This window comes from Micromonospora sp. GCM10011542 (genome assembly GCF_042650685.1).
GTDB lineage: Bacteria > Actinomycetota > Actinomycetes > Mycobacteriales > Micromonosporaceae > Micromonospora.
On sequence record NZ_JBHSBO010000045.1, the window covers coordinates 21,669 to 37,343 of the forward strand.

At 72.4% G+C, this 15,675-nt stretch carries 16 protein-coding genes and 1 tRNA gene; 7 read left to right on the top strand and 10 right to left on the bottom strand.

The window, feature by feature from the left end:
* Window positions 1–26: 26 nt before the first annotated feature.
* Genes ACFOW4_RS16570 through ACFOW4_RS16580 form a run of 3 tightly spaced genes read right to left on the bottom strand, consistent with a single transcriptional unit; the run spans window position 27 to window position 2,773 of the window.
* Complete coding sequence (locus ACFOW4_RS16570) at window positions 27–1,496, bottom strand: protein phosphatase 2C domain-containing protein (RefSeq protein WP_377528609.1); 1,470 nt, start codon at window positions 1,494–1,496, stop codon at window positions 27–29.
* Entirely contained in the window at window positions 1,493–1,978 is a 486-nt protein-coding gene (locus ACFOW4_RS16575) for an FHA domain-containing protein (RefSeq protein WP_074315675.1), read from the bottom strand. Before ACFOW4_RS16575 ends, ACFOW4_RS16570 begins: the two co-directional genes overlap by 4 nt.
* 6 nt (window positions 1,979–1,984) lie before the next feature.
* Window positions 1,985–2,773 carry an FhaA domain-containing protein gene (locus tag ACFOW4_RS16580; protein WP_377528611.1) on the bottom strand — a complete coding sequence of 263 codons (789 nt, stop codon included), beginning with the start codon at window positions 2,771–2,773 and terminating at the stop codon, window positions 1,985–1,987.
* A gap of 207 nt (window positions 2,774–2,980) precedes the next feature.
* Between ACFOW4_RS16580 and ACFOW4_RS16585 the strand changes: the two genes are divergently transcribed.
* The 3 genes from ACFOW4_RS16585 (at window position 2,981) to ACFOW4_RS16595 (ending at window position 5,049) form a co-directional block, all read left to right on the top strand.
* A tRNA-Leu gene (locus ACFOW4_RS16585) sits at window positions 2,981–3,066 on the top strand.
* Window positions 3,067–3,130: 64 nt separating this feature from the next.
* Window positions 3,131–4,246 (top strand): NAD-dependent epimerase/dehydratase family protein, encoded by a 1,116-nt coding sequence (locus ACFOW4_RS16590; protein WP_377528613.1) that lies wholly within the window; start codon window positions 3,131–3,133, stop codon window positions 4,244–4,246.
* Window positions 4,243–5,049, top strand: a complete 807-nt coding sequence (locus ACFOW4_RS16595) for a WecB/TagA/CpsF family glycosyltransferase (protein ID WP_377528615.1) — start codon at window positions 4,243–4,245, stop codon at window positions 5,047–5,049. Before ACFOW4_RS16590 ends, ACFOW4_RS16595 begins: the two co-directional genes overlap by 4 nt.
* A 78-nt stretch (window positions 5,050–5,127) precedes the next feature.
* On the opposite strand, the gene ACFOW4_RS16600 is transcribed toward ACFOW4_RS16595, so the two are convergent.
* The gene (locus tag ACFOW4_RS16600) at window positions 5,128–7,002 is read right to left on the bottom strand and encodes a S8 family serine peptidase (protein ID WP_377528617.1); all 1,875 of its coding nucleotides are present in this window, start codon (window positions 7,000–7,002) and stop codon (window positions 5,128–5,130) included.
* Window positions 7,003–7,223: 221 nt separating this feature from the next.
* Here ACFOW4_RS16600 and ACFOW4_RS16605 point away from each other — a divergent pair, with 221 nt between their 5' ends.
* The gene (locus ACFOW4_RS16605; protein ID WP_377528619.1) at window positions 7,224–7,823 is read left to right on the top strand and encodes a hypothetical protein; all 600 of its coding nucleotides are present in this window, start codon (window positions 7,224–7,226) and stop codon (window positions 7,821–7,823) included.
* On the opposite strand, the gene ACFOW4_RS16610 is transcribed toward ACFOW4_RS16605, so the two are convergent.
* From ACFOW4_RS16610 to ACFOW4_RS16620, 3 genes are all read right to left on the bottom strand, one after another.
* Window positions 7,791–8,192 (bottom strand): hypothetical protein, encoded by a 402-nt coding sequence (locus ACFOW4_RS16610; RefSeq protein WP_377528621.1) that lies wholly within the window; start codon window positions 8,190–8,192, stop codon window positions 7,791–7,793. The two genes, ACFOW4_RS16605 and ACFOW4_RS16610, sit on opposite strands and share 33 nt — an antisense overlap.
* 202 nt (window positions 8,193–8,394) lie before the next feature.
* Window positions 8,395–8,616, bottom strand: coding sequence for a DUF397 domain-containing protein (locus ACFOW4_RS16615; protein ID WP_377528623.1), 222 nt, complete (start codon window positions 8,614–8,616; stop codon window positions 8,395–8,397).
* Window positions 8,586–9,467: a helix-turn-helix domain-containing protein gene (locus ACFOW4_RS16620; RefSeq protein WP_377528625.1), complete on the bottom strand. Its 882-nt coding sequence runs from the start codon at window positions 9,465–9,467 to the stop codon at window positions 8,586–8,588. The genes ACFOW4_RS16615 and ACFOW4_RS16620 overlap by 31 nt, the downstream gene beginning before the upstream one ends.
* Before the next feature lie 679 nt (window positions 9,468–10,146).
* Between ACFOW4_RS16620 and ACFOW4_RS16625 the strand changes: the two genes are divergently transcribed.
* Window positions 10,147–10,431: a hypothetical protein gene (locus ACFOW4_RS16625; RefSeq protein ID WP_377528627.1), complete on the top strand. Its 285-nt coding sequence runs from the start codon at window positions 10,147–10,149 to the stop codon at window positions 10,429–10,431.
* A gap of 98 nt (window positions 10,432–10,529) precedes the next feature.
* The gene (locus tag ACFOW4_RS16630; RefSeq protein WP_377528629.1) at window positions 10,530–10,967 is read left to right on the top strand and encodes a hypothetical protein; all 438 of its coding nucleotides are present in this window, start codon (window positions 10,530–10,532) and stop codon (window positions 10,965–10,967) included.
* Window positions 10,968–10,974: 7 nt separating this feature from the next.
* Here the strand turns inward: ACFOW4_RS16630 and ACFOW4_RS16635 are convergent, their stop codons facing one another.
* Window positions 10,975–11,847, bottom strand: coding sequence for a PASTA domain-containing protein (locus tag ACFOW4_RS16635; RefSeq protein ID WP_377528631.1), 873 nt, complete (start codon window positions 11,845–11,847; stop codon window positions 10,975–10,977).
* Window positions 11,848–11,961: 114 nt separating this feature from the next.
* Window positions 11,962–12,642 carry a PASTA domain-containing protein gene (locus ACFOW4_RS16640; RefSeq protein ID WP_377528633.1) on the bottom strand — a complete coding sequence of 227 codons (681 nt, stop codon included), beginning with the start codon at window positions 12,640–12,642 and terminating at the stop codon, window positions 11,962–11,964.
* Window positions 12,643–12,776: 134 nt separating this feature from the next.
* Here ACFOW4_RS16640 and ACFOW4_RS16645 point away from each other — a divergent pair, with 134 nt between their 5' ends.
* The gene (locus tag ACFOW4_RS16645) at window positions 12,777–14,096 is read left to right on the top strand and encodes a hypothetical protein (protein WP_377528635.1); all 1,320 of its coding nucleotides are present in this window, start codon (window positions 12,777–12,779) and stop codon (window positions 14,094–14,096) included.
* Window positions 14,097–14,115: 19 nt separating this feature from the next.
* Here ACFOW4_RS16645 and ACFOW4_RS16650 read toward each other — a convergent pair whose 3' ends face one another.
* Entirely contained in the window at window positions 14,116–15,594 is a 1,479-nt protein-coding gene (locus ACFOW4_RS16650; RefSeq protein WP_377528637.1) for a glutamate--cysteine ligase, read from the bottom strand.
* Between the last annotated feature and the right edge of the window lie 81 nt (window positions 15,595–15,675).

A 15,675-nucleotide genomic window follows, 5' to 3' on the forward strand; every position in this document is an offset into this window, starting at 1 on the left:
GAGTTCCTCGGAATCTCAGCCGACGCTCACTCGGGCGACCGGCAGCCGGCCGGGTCGAGCGCCGGCGGTGCCGAGTCGGAGGGCGTGGCGTCGGTGGTGGCGGTGGGTGCGGGCGTGCCGGCGGCCGTCGTGCCGGCGGCGGTGGTCGCGACGGCGCTCCCGCTGGGGGTCGCCGGTGCGCTGGGGGTGGGGGTGCCGATAGGCGTCTTGGTCGCCCCGGCCGGGCTCGGCGTGGGGCTGGCAACCCCGGCCACCGGGGTCGGTTCGGGCGGGCAGACCGGCTTGAGGTTCGGGTTGCTCGGCGTGTCGCTGGTCAGCTCGGCGAGCTGACGCTCGGCGTCCGGCTCGCTCCTGGCCCGGATGCCCACCTTGACGGTGTCCTGTGCGGCCACGGTCAGGTCGTCCAGCCGGGTCTCGCTGCGGCGGTGCACCGAGGACAGGTCCATGCCGGCGATCTGACCCTGGATGCCACGGAACACGGCGACTTGGCCGTCCTCGGTGGCGCCCACGTAGTACTGCCGCTGGGTGTAGCTCCAGCCACCGAAGAGCGCGCCGCCGAGGATCACCAGCAGCGCCACCGCCATGGCGGCGGCCCGTACCGGTCGGCGCTTCGGCCGGTCCGGCTCGTCGTCGGCGGCCGCGGGCTCCTCCGGCGCGGCCGGACGCGGCGCGGAGAGCGCCGAGGCCCGGGCGGCCGGGGTGGAGTCGTCGGCGGACGTGGCCATGCCGCGGTCCCGGGCGGCGGCGCCGCCCACGATCGGGGTCGCCTCGACGATGTCCTGGTCGGTGGCGTCCGCGATGATCACGGTGATGTTGTCCGGCCCGCCGCCACGCAATGCGAGCTGCACCAGCCGCTCGACGCACTGCTGCGGGTCGGTGTACTCGCGCAGGGTCTCGCCGATGGTGTCGGCACTGACCACGCCGGAGAGGCCGTCGCTGCAGATCAGGTAGCGATCGCCGGGCAGCACCTGGCGCACCGAGTACTCCGGGTCGATGTCCCGGCCGTCGAGTGCCCGGGTCAGCAGCGACCGCTGCGGGTGGCTGCTCGCCTCCTCGGCGCTGATCCGGCCCTCGTCGACGAGCATCTGGACGTACGTGTCGTCCTTGGTGATCTGCGCGAACTCGCCGTTGCGCAGCAGGTAGGCCCGCGAGTCGCCGATGTGGACCATGCCCAGCTTGCTGCCGGAGAAGAGGGTCGCGGTCAGCGTGGTGCCCATCCCCTCCAACTGCGGGTTGGCGTCCACCGTGTCGCGGAGTTGTTGGTTGGCGGTGCCCACGGCCGAACGCAACGCGTCGACGAGAGCGTCCCCTGGGACGTCCTCGTCGAGCGGCGCCATGGCACCGATGACGATGTTGCTGGCGACGTCACCGGCGGCCATGCCGCCCATGCCGTCGGCGACGGCGAGTAGCCGCGGCCCGGCGTAGACGGAATCTTGATTGCCGTCTCGGATCAGACCGCGGTCGCTGTGGGCCGCATAGCGCAGGGTCAGAGTCATGGCCGTAATTCGAGGGAAGTGCGGCCGATCCGGATCGGCACGCCGAGGGGGACGGGGGTTGGTCCGGTGACCTTAGCGCGATCCAGGTAGGTGCCGTTAGTCGAGCCGAGGTCCTCGACGAACCACTGACCGTCGCGCGGCACGAGTCGGGCGTGCCGCGCCGAGGCATAGTCGTCGGTGATGACCAGCGTGGAGTCCTCGGCGCGACCGATGGTGATCTGCGCTTCGCCCAGGGTGATCCGCGTGCCGGCCAGCTGACCGGCGGTCACCACCAGCTGATGTGCCGCCCTGCCCCGCTTCACCTTCGCCGGCTTGGCCGCCTGCCCGGTCGAGGCGCCCACCGCGCGCGGCGCGGCCACCAGGCGACCGGACCGGGCTCCGGCGAAGAGATCCCGACGGATCACGCCCACCACGGTGAACACGAAGATCCACAGCAGGATCAGGAACCCGAACCGGGCAACGGTGATGACGAGTTCCGGCAAGGCGGGTCAGCCGTCCACGCGGAAGGTCAGCGTCGTGGTGCCGAGCTGGATCATGTCGCCGGGGTTGAGCGCCACGGCGGAGACCCGCTGGCCGTTGACCATCGTCCCGTTGGTCGAGCCGAGATCGGTCAGGACGACCTGCCCGCCGTCGAAGTCCAGCCGGGCGTGTCGCCGGGAGATCCCGACGTCGGGCAGACGCAGATTGGCCTGGTCGCCGCGACCGATCACCGTCGAGCCCATCTGCAGGGGATAGGTGCGCCCGTCCCCCGAGACCAGCCGGACGTTGCGGGTGCCGCCGTGCCCGGCCGGTGGGCCGTAGCCGCCACCCTGGTCGTACGCCGGGTAGGCGGGCGGGCCGGCGTCGTAGCCGGGCGCCGAGACCGGGGCGACCTCGCCACCGGTGTAGACCTCGGCGGTGACCCGGAACATGCCGGTGTCCAGGCCCTCGCCTCGCTCGATCTCGACGATCACGTCGCCGTAGACCGTCCAGGCCTGCTCGCCGATGAACTCCGCCTGCGACTGGGCCAGCTCCTGGGCCAGCGCGGCGGCGTACGGCGCCAGACGACTGTGGTCGTAGGGCGAGAGATCGATCACGTAGCGGTTGGGCACCAACGTGCGCCCACCGGCCAGGATCGCCTTGTGCGCCTCGGCCTCCCGCTGCATGGCGTTGAGGATCTCCACGGGGTGGACCACCCCTTTGAAGACCTTGGCGAAGGCCCCTTCTACCAGGCCTTCCAGACGCTTCTCGAAGCGTTGCAGCACGCTCACCGGCTCCTCCTCGGGTCCCGAGGACATGATGGTATCCGGCCGGCGCGCGCGCAGCTCACACGCCGCTCGGCCGCCTGCTACCGGTCCGTTCGGACGGGCCGGGACTGCCGTGCTACTCTTTCGTCCGCCACGAACGGTAACCGCTCGTGGCGAGCACCGGGGACAGCGTAGTATCTCCGGGGCCCGTTGGAGACAGCGGGCTCGGGGCGGCTAGAGTGTTCCGGGTCGTGCCACGGGGATGTGGCGGAATGGCAGACGCGCACGGTTCAGGTCCGTGTGCCCGAAAGGGCGTGGGGGTTCAACTCCCCCCATCCCCACCACAGACGAGGGCTCCGCATTTTGCGGGGCCCTTCCGTCATATCGAGGCGTGCCGGGCGTCACGCTATGCTCCGATGGTTTCTGCCTCCGAATGACCAGGAGTGGCGTGTGAGTGTCGCGTTGGTGACCGGGTCGGGCGGTCTGATCGGCTCCGAGGCGGTCCGGCACTTCGCCGGCCTCGGTCTGGACGTCGTCGGCATCGACAACGACATGCGCCGGTACTTCTTCGGTGCGGACGGGTCCACGGCATGGAGCCTGGAGCGGCTCGGCCGCGACCTGGGCGACTCCTACACCCACTTCGCCGTGGACATCCGGGACCGCGATGGCCTGGAGCAGGTGTTCAAGAAGTACGGCTCGGACATCGCAGTGGTGATCCACAGCGCGGCCCAGCCCAGCCACGACTGGGCGGCCAAGGAGCCGTACACGGACTTCGACGTGAACGCCGGCGGGACGCTCAACATCCTGGAGAACACCCGGCGGCACGCCATCGACGCGCCGTTCATCCACTGCTCGACCAACAAGGTCTACGGTGACCGGCCCAACAGCCTGCCGCTGGTCGAGCTGGAGACCCGGTACGAACTGCCCGAGGACCACCGGTGGTACCAGGGCATCACCGAGGAGATGTCGATCGACCACTCGCTGCACTCGGTCTTCGGCGCCTCCAAGGTCGCCGCGGACGTGATGGTGCAGGAGTACGGGCGCTACTTCGACATGAAGACCGCCTGCTTCCGCGGCGGCACGCTGACCGGTCCGGCGCACTCGGCGGCCGAGCTGCACGGGTTCCTGGCGTACCTGATGCGCTGCGTGATGGAGGGCCGGACGTACAACCTGTTCGGCTACAAGGGCAAGATGGTCCGGGACGCGATCCACTCGCACGACGTGCTGACCGCGTTCGAGGCGTTCTTCCGGGCACCCCGGTCGGCGGAGGTCTACAACCTCGGCGGCGGCCGGCACTCCAACACCTCGCACATCGAGGCGTTCCGGATCGCCGAGGAGATCACCGGTCGCGAGGCCAACATCAACTATGTCGAGCAGGCCCGCACCGGCGACCACCAGTGGTACGTCAGCAGCATGGCCCGGTTCGAGGAGCAGTACCCGGACTGGAAGATCACCTACGACGTCCCGATGATCCTCCAGGAGATCTACGAGGCCAACGTCGACAAGTGGGTGCCGCAGGCATGACCGCCCAGACCAAACGCAACGTGCTCGGCGTCCTGGTCGACGCCACCGACTACGCCACCGCGACCGACGCGGTGGTCACCGCCGCGCACGACCGGCGTCCGCTCGCGCTGACCGCGCTGGCCGTGCACGGAGTGATGACCGGGGTGCTCGACCCGGCGCACAACGCCCGGCTCAACTCCTTCGACGTGGTCACCCCGGACGGGCAGCCGGTGCGCTGGGCGCTCAACCTGCTGCACCACGCCGGGCTCACTGACCGGGTGTACGGGCCGACACTCACCCTGCACGTGCTGTCCCGTTTCGCCGACGAGGGGCTGCCGGTCTACCTGTACGGCTCGACCGAGGAGACCCTGGCCAAGCTGATCCCGGCGCTGGAGCGGATGTTCCCGGCGCTGAAGATCGCCGGGGTGGAACCGTCGAAGTTCCGCGCGGCGCAGCCCGGCGAGGACGCCGAGATCGCCGACCGGATCCGGTCCAGCGGCGCCCGGCTGGTCCTGGTCGGGCTCGGCTGCCCGCGCCAGGAGGTCTTCGCGTACGCGATGCGGCCCCTGCTCGACATGCCCCTGATGGCGGTCGGCGCGGCCTTCGACTACCACGCCGGGCTGCTCCGCCAGCCCCCGCCGTGGATGCAGCGGGCCGGCCTGGAGTGGTTCTGGCGGCTCGGCCTGGAGCCGAAGCGGTTGTGGCGCCGCTACGTCATCCTCAACCCGGCCTACCTGACCCGACTCGCCGCGCAGAAGACCGGCCTGTGGAAGGCCCGCCCGCCGGCTCCGGCCACCGAACGCCCGGCGAGCTTCGCGGTCTGACCGGTACGCCGCCCGCACAGCGACCCGCCCCTCCGCGGGGCCCTTCCCGTCCGGAAGGAGCCCCGCGGAGGGCGTGCGTCACAGGGTGAGGGTCCAGGTGTTGATGTAGCCGCTGTCGCCCGCGTAGACGTCCCGCACCTGGAGCCGCCAGGTGCCGTTCGCCGCCTCCGACGAGAGGTTCGCGGTGTAGGTGGTGTTGACGTTGTCGGCGCCGTCGAAGTAGCTGCTGTTCTTCAGCCGGTACGCGGAGCCGTCCGGGGCGACCAGGTCGACGACCAGGTCACCGCGGTAGGTGTGCACGATGTTCACCGCGACGGTCGACGCCGACGAGGCGTTGCGGGCACACCCGGAGATGACGACCGAGCTGGCTACCGTGGCACCGGTGTCCGGGATCGCGATGTCCGTGCCGTTGCTGCCGGAGCAGCCACCACCGCCCGAGCCGGTCACCGTCAGCGAGTACGTCGCCGTGCGGGTGCCCGACGCGGCGGTGCCGGTGACGGTGACGGTGTACGTGCCGGCCGGGGTGCTCGCCGAGGTGGCGATGGTGAGGGTCGACGAGCTACCCGAGGTGACCGTCGACGGGCTGAACGACGCGGTCGCGCCGGCCGGCAGCCCGCTGGCGGAGAGGCTGACCGACTGGGCGGAGCCGTTGGTGGTGGCGGTGGCCACCGTGGCGGTCACCGAACCGCCCGGGGCGGTGGAGCCGGAGGTCGGCGACACCGAGACCGAGAAGTCGTTGGTCGGCGGGGTGGTGCCGTTGACCACGTAGAGCAGCCGGTTCGGGGTTCCGGTGCCCACGTTGGTCACCACGTTCGGGGTCGCGGCGTTGACCAGGTTGTCGCGAACTTGCTGCGGGCTCCACGCCGGGTTGGCCGAGAGAACAAGCGCCGCGGCGCCGGCGACGTGCGGCGACGCCATCGAGGTGCCGCTGATGGTGTTTGTCGCGCTGGTGCCGGTGTACCAGGCGGAGGTGATGTTGACGCCCGGAGCCAGGATGTCGACGCAGGTGCCGAAGTTGGAGAAGCTCGCGGCGGCGTCGTTGTTCTGGGTGGCGCCGACGGTGATCGCCGACCCGACCCGGGCCGGGGAGTAGTTGCAGGCGTTCTGCCGGTTGCCGAAGATGTCGCCGTTGCCGGCGGCGACCGCGTAGGTGATGCCGGAGTTGATGGAGTTGGTGACCGCCGTGTCGATCGAGCTGTTGGCGGAGCCCCCGAGGCTCATGTTCGCCACGGCCGGCTTCACCGCGTTCGCGGTCACCCAGTCGATGCCCGCCACGACCTGGGCGTTGGTGCCGCTGCCCTGGCAGTTCAGCACCCGGACGCCGACGATCTGGGCACCCTTGGCCACGCCGTACGAGGAGCCACCGACGGTGCCCGCGACGTGCGTGCCGTGCCCGTTGCAGTCGTCGGCGGAGCCGCCGTCCACCGCGTCGAAGCCGGAGACGGCCCGGCCGCCGAAGTCGTTGTGCCCGTACAGCACGCCGGTGTCGATGATGTAGGCACGCACGTTGGACGCCGTGTTCGGGTAGGTGTACGAGCTGTTCAACGGCAGGTTGCGTTGGTCGACCCGGTCCAGGCCCCAGGAGGGCGGGTTCGGCTGCGTGCCGGAGATCGAGACGGTGTGGTTCTGCTCGACGTACGCCACGGCGGGGTCGGCGGCGATCCTGGACGCCGCGGCGGCGCCGACATTGACCTCAAAGCCGCGTAGCGCGGTGCTGTAGGTCCGGGCGACCTGGCCGCCGTGCCGTCCGACCAGCCGTTCGGCGTTGTCACCCACCCGGTTCCGGCCGACGACGCTGTCCTTGAATACCACGATGTAGCTGTCCGCGACGGCGGTGGCCCCGCCCGCGTCCCGGATCGCCCCCACGGGCTCGGCGGCCATGGCGGGCGTGGCGGTTGCCAGCATCGCCAGGGTGGCCACCCCGACGAGTACGGACCTGTGTGAAAGACCCATCTCCCTAGCTCCCTCCGACCGGCAGCCGACCGTCCACCCGCCGATCCGAGGTGAATCGATAGTTGCCGATTTAGCTGAGGGTAGTGCGGAGGGATGCCGAAGATAAACATGTCGAAGTTTCCATAACCCAAGCGGGATGACCCCCTAAGGGGTTGAGCTGCGGGGCGAACGGGGGAACCGCCCGGATCCGCCGCGTGCGGAAACGGGAAAGACTGTCCGACATGGAGAGCCAGCTCACCATCCTGTTGCCGGTCGCCGCCCTCTGGCTGGCCGCCGGTGCCGTCGCGGACGGACTGCCCCGACTGCACAACACCCGCGCGCTGCGTCGGCGTACCGGATGGTTGCTGGTGCTGGCCCTGGCCGGCGTGGCACTCACCGCGGCCGTGCTGACGGCCGGGCTGCTCAGCGCCGGCACCACGCCGGTGGACCGGGCCGCCGGCGCGCTCGCCCTCGCGGTCGTGCCGTCGCTCCTGGTGGCGGTCAGCACCGTGCCCCGGGTGCGCCGGTTGCGGGCCGGCGCCGGCGCGTTCGCCAACGCACCCGGCACGCCCGCCCCGTACGGGCTGCGCACCGCCGCGGCGCATCCCCTGGTCGGGCTGCCGGTGCAGGTGACCGCACTGACCATGGTGCCGGCGCTGATCGTGGCGGGCGGCACCGACCTCGGCGCTCAGCCGGCCGTCGCCGGGCCGGCCATCACCGTCGGGACGCTGGCGGTGGCAGCCATCGGCGTGCGGCACGCGCTGCGGCACAACCGGCTCGCCGAACGGGCCCGGCCGCCTGCGACGCGGTCAACGCGAGCGGCTGGGGCCCTGCACGTATAGCAGCTCCAGGATCGCCCGGGTGGCCTCGAACCAGCGGTCCAGCCAGCCCGGGGGCGGGACGCTGCCCTTCGGCGGCAGCTCCATGAGCAGGCCGCGCAGCAACGGGTGGTCGACCAGCGACTCGGTCGGCTCGATCGGCCAACCGGTCGGCGGGAAGGACGGCTCGACCAGCGGGTTCGGGTCCAGCGATGGCAGGGACAGCGGCGGCTCGGTCGCCTCGGCCGTCGACGCCTCCCGTCCGGACATCTCGGAGTCGGTCGACACCACCTCGGTCAGCACGGTGTCCCGGCGCGCCCCGCGGTACTTGCCTCCGAACCGCTCCGGCTTGCCCGGACCGTTGGTGAGGTTGTCTGACCCGATCGTCGTCATCCGTCTCGCCTGCCTCGCTCGTTGCCGACGGTTGCGCCGGCCTCCCGACCAGCGCCGCACCGACCGGTTCAACGAGACGGGCCGGCTGTGGCGACGGGATTCCCGGCGGAACCTGGCCGGGGGGACGGCCTGGTCCCGCCCCCGGACACGGGGATGTCCCCGCCCGGTCGAGACCGGACGGGGGCACCGTCGACCACCCCGGTCAGGCGGGGTCGAACGCACCGCCTCTGGTGCCGGCGACGAAGGCGTGCCAGTCGCCGGGGGCGAAGACCAGGGCCGGGCCGGCCTTGTCCTTCGAGTCCCGCACTCCGACCGCCCCGGTCACGTACGCCACCTCCACGCAGTTGTCACAGTTCGGCCCGCTCTTCGAGCTCTTGAACCACGTTGCCTGCGTCAGGTCCACGGGGAACTCCTTGGTCGCCATTTCCACAACGGCTCCTCTGCCAGTTTTGCGATGTGTGCGACGGACTCCTCCGGACGAATGGCCGCGGCGCGGATGTGATCGAAGATGAAGCTGTACTTCTGCAGTTCGTCGTTCTTCTCGAGGAAGAGCCCACCCGTGGCGTTCTCCGCGTACACGACATCCGGATCACCGGGCTCGGGGAAGCTGAGGATCGTGAAGGTGCCGTCCATGCCGGCGTGCGCCCCCACCTCGAAGGGCAGGATCTGCAACGTCACGTTCGGCAGTTCGGCCACCTCGACCAGCCGTTTCAGCTGGCCACGCATTACCTCGTCCCCGCCCACCGGCCGGCTCACCACCGCCTCATCGAGCACCACCCACAGATCGACCGGATCGTCCTGAGTCAGCAACGACTGACGACCGAGCCGGACACGGACACGTTGTGCGACCTGATCCGGGGTGAAGTCGGGCCGGGCGGCGCGGATCATCGCGCTCGCGTACTCCTCGGTCTCCAGCAGGCCGGGCACCACCTGCTGCTCGTACGCCCGGATCGAACTCGCCGCGGCCTCCAGCCCGACGTAGGCCCCGACCAGCACCGTGCTGTACGGGTGCCACCAGCCCTTCTGCCGGGCCTCGCGGGCGATCTGCACGAGCTCGTCGCTCTCGGCGCCCACCACGCCGTAGATCCGCAGCATGTCGCGCACGTCGCGCGGGGTGGCCGTGGTGTGCCCCGTCTCGATCCGCGACACCTTCGACGCCGAGCACTCCAACTGCTCGGCGACCGCCTCGATGGTGATCCCGGCCGACTCCCGCTGGCGGCGCAGTTCGGCGCCGAGCCGGCGGCGGCGGATGGTCGGGCTGCGCCGTTCGCTCACCGGGTCACCCCGGCTCGGGTCTGCGGGGCGCGCGGATCCGGCGCGCTCCTGGCGTTCACGGTGCGACCCCGGCCGCCGGTTTCCGACGTTGGCTGCTCGACCCCACCCGGTCTACCTCCGGTCGACGCGCCGCTGGCCGCCGCCCGCCGGGGGCGCGACCGTCGACCGGCGGGCGTTCGCGGCGAGGGCTGGTGCCGGTCATCGGCCGGCCGCGACGGGCGAAACCGGTCCTCAGTGTGCCGTCCGGACGCGGATGGCTTCAAGCGCCGCTTTGCGCGAGCCGCTCACGTATTGGCAAAAGTCGACGTGCAACTTGCATGTGGCACGTCGCTGATGCAGTCTGTCGGTATGCCACGGGTTACTCACCGTCCCCGCCCGCTTTCCCGGTGTGATGATCACACCGACCCCGGGAATCCGGGCGGAGCGTGTGCCCGGCTGGCGACACCGAGACCTGCCCCGGGGTGAAGACCCCGCCGCTGCAGGCCAGCCGGCTGCGGCGGCGGGCGCGGTTTCCGGGAGCAGCCGGGTGATGGTCGGGTGGCGGCACGCCACCAGCGGGTACGGCCCGACCACCACCACCCGCACCAACGGTCCACGAGGCACGACCCGTCACCGGGCCGAGACGTCCCCCGACAACTCACCGCCGGCAGGTCCGCCGGCCGACCTACCAGGAGCCCATGTGCTTCCCCGCTCTGGTGACGTACTGCACGTGACTCGCGCGGCGAGTGTCCAGTTCCTCAGGCCCATCATGTTCCGGGTGATCCGGGTGCTCGACTGGCCGACCTACGACGGTTGGCTCTGGCTCGACGGCTACGAGTTGAACGCGGCGGGGGACGCGGTCAACCGACGGTCGATCTACGTACAGCGGGAAGGGCTACGGCAGGTGCAGACCACGCCGGAGTCGCGACCGCACAACGTACGGGCCCGGCGACCGGTCGCCCGTACCCCTGTCCGGGTGGGCTGACCAGCGCGAACCGCCGCCGGTGGACGTGCCGTCGCCATAGAATCGGTACGCCCACCCCGGCACCGTTCCACCCGCGCGTCCAGGACCCTGAACCTGGGATGGTCATGGTCAATCAGCCCGCCGCGCGGCGGCTCCACCGCTCCCGTATCGCCTACGCTTTCGGTTTGCTCGCGCTGATCGGAGCCGCGACCACCCTGGTGGTCCTGGTCCGCGACCCGGCGCTGTCGTCCACCCGGCTGACCACTCCGGTGCCGGCGCCGGAGATCACCGTGGTCGATGCCGACCCACCGCTCGAGGACGAGCCGGGCTGGGCCCGGCTCGACGCTCCCGACCGAGCGGCCGACCCGACCGGTTCGGCGACGGTGCCCGGGGGTGGAGCGGGCGTTCCCGCGGAGGGACAGCAGGACGTCGCCGAGGCGGCCCCGACCGACGCCGCGGCGGACGTCCGCCGCTCCCTGTTCTGGTCCGGCATCTTCGGTCTCACCATCTCGCTGGCCGGCCTCGGCCTGGTCGGCACCCGCCGCAGAATGTGGTGAGCGCGGCTCAGGGCGTGCCGGTGACCGTGGGCGTCGGCGCGGCCGGCGTGGTCGGCGTGGGCTCCGCCGAGGGTGTGACCTGCGAGACGATCAGCAGCACCTCCTCGTCGGTGGACACCAACGCGCCCGGCCCCGGCTCGGAGCGGACCACCGTCCCCGGTGGCAACTCGGACGGGCGGTACTCCACCCGGTAGCCCAGGCCGAGCCGGTTCAGCAGCCGTTGCGCCGTCGCCTGGGGCAGGCCCGCCACCGGTGGCACCGGCACCTGGGCGGGAGCGGTCGTGGCCGCCGGGCTGCTCGGCGCCGCGCTGGTCGGGGCGGCCGAGGTGGGTGCCGCGCTGGTCGGGGCGGCGCTGGTCACCGAGGGCGACGGGGTCGGGTCGGGGTCGCTCCCGTCGTCCTGCGCGCTGAGCACCACCCAGAGCGCGGCCCCCAGCAGGCCCGCCAGCAGCAGCGCGAGGACGCCCCAGAGGATCGGCAGCCACCAGCGTCGGCCGGGCTGCTCCTCCGCGTACCACTCCCCGGCGGGCTCACTGGGCCGCGAAGCGCGCACCTCCGCGCGCCCGGACCACGGCGCCGGGGTGGACCGCTCCACCGGCACCCGTGCGGTCCGGTCCGCCGGCGTGCCGCGGTCGATCGGCCTGGTCTCGTCGATCGGCCGGGTCTCGTCGATCGACGCGGTCCGGTCGACGGGCATCGTCTCGTCGGCCGGACGGGTGCGGTCGATCGGCATCGTCGCGTCGATCGGCGTCGTGCCGTCGGCAGGGGCGGCCCGCCCGGTGGGTTCCCCGGGCACCCGGCGCCCGCCGCTCGGTGGAAGGGGGCGGGTCAGGTCGTCGTCGTGCTCGCCGGTGGGTGGCTGCTGGCGGTCGTCGCTCATGGCAGGTCCTTTCCCGAACCGGGCGCACGCCATGGCCCTCGACCGCCAACCTAACCGCCAGGTGCCACGTCGGCCGGGATCGCCGGGCCGAACCGCCCGCGTGCCGGCACCCGGTCAGGGCGTGGGATCGGCGCTCGGTGAACCGGATGCGGACGCGCCGCACCAGATGCTGATCTCGTCGTTCCACCGGGCGGCGCTGTCGGCGGCCGGTTCCTGCTGGCTGACCTTGCCACTGCGCCCGGTGCGGTAGCGGGGGTAGAACCCCTCCTCGCCCAGATCGTCGGCGGCCTCGGCGCAGTCGTCACCGACCAGGTCCGGGACGGTGGCGGCCGGCGCCGGCCCGGCCACGTACAGCTGCACGGTGGTGCCCCGCGCCACCTCGGCGCCGACCTCGGGCGAGGTGCGGACGACGGAACGACCAGCTCCGGTGCCGAAGACCAGACGCCAGCCCAGCCGCCGGTCACGCAACGCGTCGCGGGCGTCCTCGAAGTCGGTGCCGACGACCGGGGGCACGGTCAGCCCGGTGGGCCTGGCCGAGGCGGAGGTCCGGGGGGCCGAGGGCGTCGTCCGGCCGGTGCTGGGCCTCGGGGCCGAGGTGGAGGCGGTCGGCTCGCCGGTCACGCTCGCCGACGCCACCGGGGTACCGGCGGGCACGTCGTCCCCGCCGGCCAGCAGCCAACCGCCCGTCGCGCCGATCGCGGCGAGCAGCACGGCGGCCAGCCCGCCACCGAGCACCACGGTGGCCCGGCCCGTACCGCTGTCGGAGCCCTGTCGGTCCGTGTTCCCGTCCGTCATACCGCCCACCGCCTCATCACCGGCGACCGTACCGGCCGTCGCCAACCCGTTGCGCCGGCGGTCCGTCCGGCCGGTCCCCGTCGATCCGTCCGCGCGGCTCGCCGCACCGACCACGGGACGTTACGCTCCCCGGCATGGCCAGACGGGGCTGGGGAGTATCGATCGCGACGGCGGTCGGCGTAGCTGCCGGCGCGGGCGCCGCCCAACTGGGCTTCGGCTACGGGCTCGGCGTCATCACCTGGACGCCGACCGGTGCCGGCGCCGCAGGCACCACCTGGGCGGACGGCCTCACCTGGGCGACCTGGCTCGCCGCCAGCTCGACCGTGCTCGGTGCGGTCTGCGCACAGCGGCTGCACCAGCGGCCACCGGCGCCGGCCGGGTCGGGCCGGCGGGTCACCGAACCGACGCGTGAACCGGAGCCGGTCCGCGAGCCGGTGCTCGGCCCACCGGAGACCGATCGGCGGGCCGACGACGAGACGGCCACGCCGGACGGGGTCGGGTCCACCGACCGTGGCGGTGCCCTGCGCCGGCTGGCGCTGGCCCTCGGCGCCGGGCTCGGCGGCTTGGTCACCGTGCTGCTGGTCGCCGTGCCGGCCCGGGTCGCCGTGGGCGCCGACACCGGCGCGCCGCAACGGGTCGCCGCCGCGTACGCCGCGCTCGGCGTCCTCGTCGGCGTGCTCGTGGCGCTCTGGGCGTTGCGCTCGCGCGCCGCAGCCACGAACGTGATCGGCACCGCCGCCTGGCTGTGGCTGCTCGCCGTGGTGTCGGTGGTCGACGGCGTACGCGTCGGGCGCGGGCTGACCGGCGCCGCGCTCGGGACCTGGCAGCTCAGCCCGGACCGTCCGGGGTTCTGGATCGGCGAGCGGCTCTACTGGCCCGGCCTGCTGCTCGCGCTGGTCCCCGCGCTGGTGATCGGCGCGCTGGCCGCCCGACGGACGGCCCGCTCGACCGGGCACCGGGTGGGCGCGGCTGCCTCCGGGGCGGCCGGACCGCTGCTGGTCGCGCTCGCCTACCTGCTGGCCGTGCCGCGCTGGACGGCGTTGGGGCCGGAGCAGGTCTCGGCGCAGCTGATCGCCCCGTACGCGGTGATCGCCGGCGTCGCCGGTTCCGTGCTCGCCGCCGCGCTGGCCGAGCGGGCCGACCGGAACCGCTCCGGCGCTCGGGCGCTCGCCACGCCGGCCGATCCGGCGCCGGCGGAACGACCCGAACCGACCGACACCGCACCGGAGCACGCGGGACGATCCGAACCGACTCCGGTCGCCACGGTCGACGCCGAACCGGAGCCGGCCGCCCCGGTCGACGCTGTGCGCGTACCCCGGGTGCCGGCACCGCGCACGGACCCGGACCGGACCGATCCGGTCGGTGCCGACGGCGCCGGGCCGGCGGAGGGTCCGGCCTCCGGCGGCCGGCGCGGCCGGTCGCCGCGACAGGCCGGACGACCCACGACCGACTGAGCGTGCCCACCCCGGTGGGTCAGTCGACGGGCCAGGTGTGCACCGGCTCGTTGCCGCGCTGGAGTTCGGCGTAGCGCTGGACCATGTGGTGCAGCGCGGCGTTCCGGTCCATCCCCCGGTGCCGTTCCGCGGCCCAGACCGCCTCGGTCTGCCAGACGGCGCCGTTGCGGCCGGTGCGGCAGCGTTGCTCGATGATCCCGAGCAGCCGGTCCCGCTGCGCCGGGGCGACCGCGAAGCGGTCCAGGCCGGCGGCGGCGATGGGCAGCAGCTGGTCCAGGACCAGCTGCGTGACGGGTACGTCGCCGAGCCGGGGCCAGTGCAGGACGGCGTCCAGCCCACGCCGGGCGGCGGCGTGGAAGTTCTCCTCGGCGGAGCTGAAGGTGAGCTGGCTCCAGATGGGACGGTCCGACTCGGCCAGCCCTCGGGCCAGACCGAAGTAGAAGGCGGCGTTGGCCAGCATGTCCACCACGGTGGGGCCGGCGGGCAGCACGCGGTTCTCCACCCGCAGGTGCGGGCGGCCGTTCATGATGTCGTAGACCGGGCGGTTCCACCGGTAGACGGTGCCGTTGTGCAGCCGCAGCTCGCCGAGCTGCGGCACCCCGCCGGCGTGCAGCACCTCGACCGGGTCCTCGTCCTCGCAGATCGGCAGCAGCGGCGGGAAGTACCGGACGTTCTCCTCGAACAGGTCGAAGATCGAGGTGATCCACCGCTCGCCGAACCACACCCGGGGGCGTACGCCCTGGGCCTTCAGCTCGTCCGGGCGGGTGTCGGTGGCCTGCTGGAACAGCGCGATCCGGGTCTCCGCCCAGAGTTGGCGGCCGTGCAGGAAGGGAGAGTTGGCCCCCACCGCCACCTGGACCCCGGCGATCGCCTGGGAGGCGTTCCAGTAGTCGGCGAAGCTGTCCGGCGCCACCTGGAGGTGGAACTGGAGGCTGGTGCAGGCGGCCTCCGGCGCGATCGAGTCGGTGTGGGTCTGCAACCGTTCGACGCCGCGGATGTCGAGCTCGATGTCCTCACCGCGGGCACCGACGATCTGGTCGTTGAGCACCCGGTAGCGCTCGTTGGTGGAGAGGTTGTCCTCGACCAGGTGCCGCTCGGTGAGGGTGGGCAGGATGCCGACCAGCACGATCTTCGCGTCCGACTTGGCCGCGCGCTCGTCGGCCCGGGACAGGCTGCCGCGCAGGTCGTGCTCGTAGTCGCCGAAGCCGTTGCCCTCGATCAGCCGGGGTTCGGCGTTGAGTTCGAGGTTGAACTGGCCCAGCTCGGTCTGGAAGAGCGGGTCGGCGATGTGGGCCAGGATCTCCTCGTTGCGCATGGCGGGCTCGGCCGCCGAGTCGACCAGGTTGAGTTCGATCTCCAGACCGGTCATCGGCCGGTCGGCGTCGAAGCCGAAGTCGTCCAGCATCAGGGCGAACACGTCCAGGCATCGCCGGACCTTCTGCCGGTAACGGACGCGATCCTCCCGGGAGAAGGCGCCCTGCGAGACGTCCCTGCCCATGTGTCCTCCCGGCGGCTGGCGCGATCGGGATTCTGCCGTCCCGGACGCGCGTTGTGAACCATCCACGGTAAGAGCGCCCAC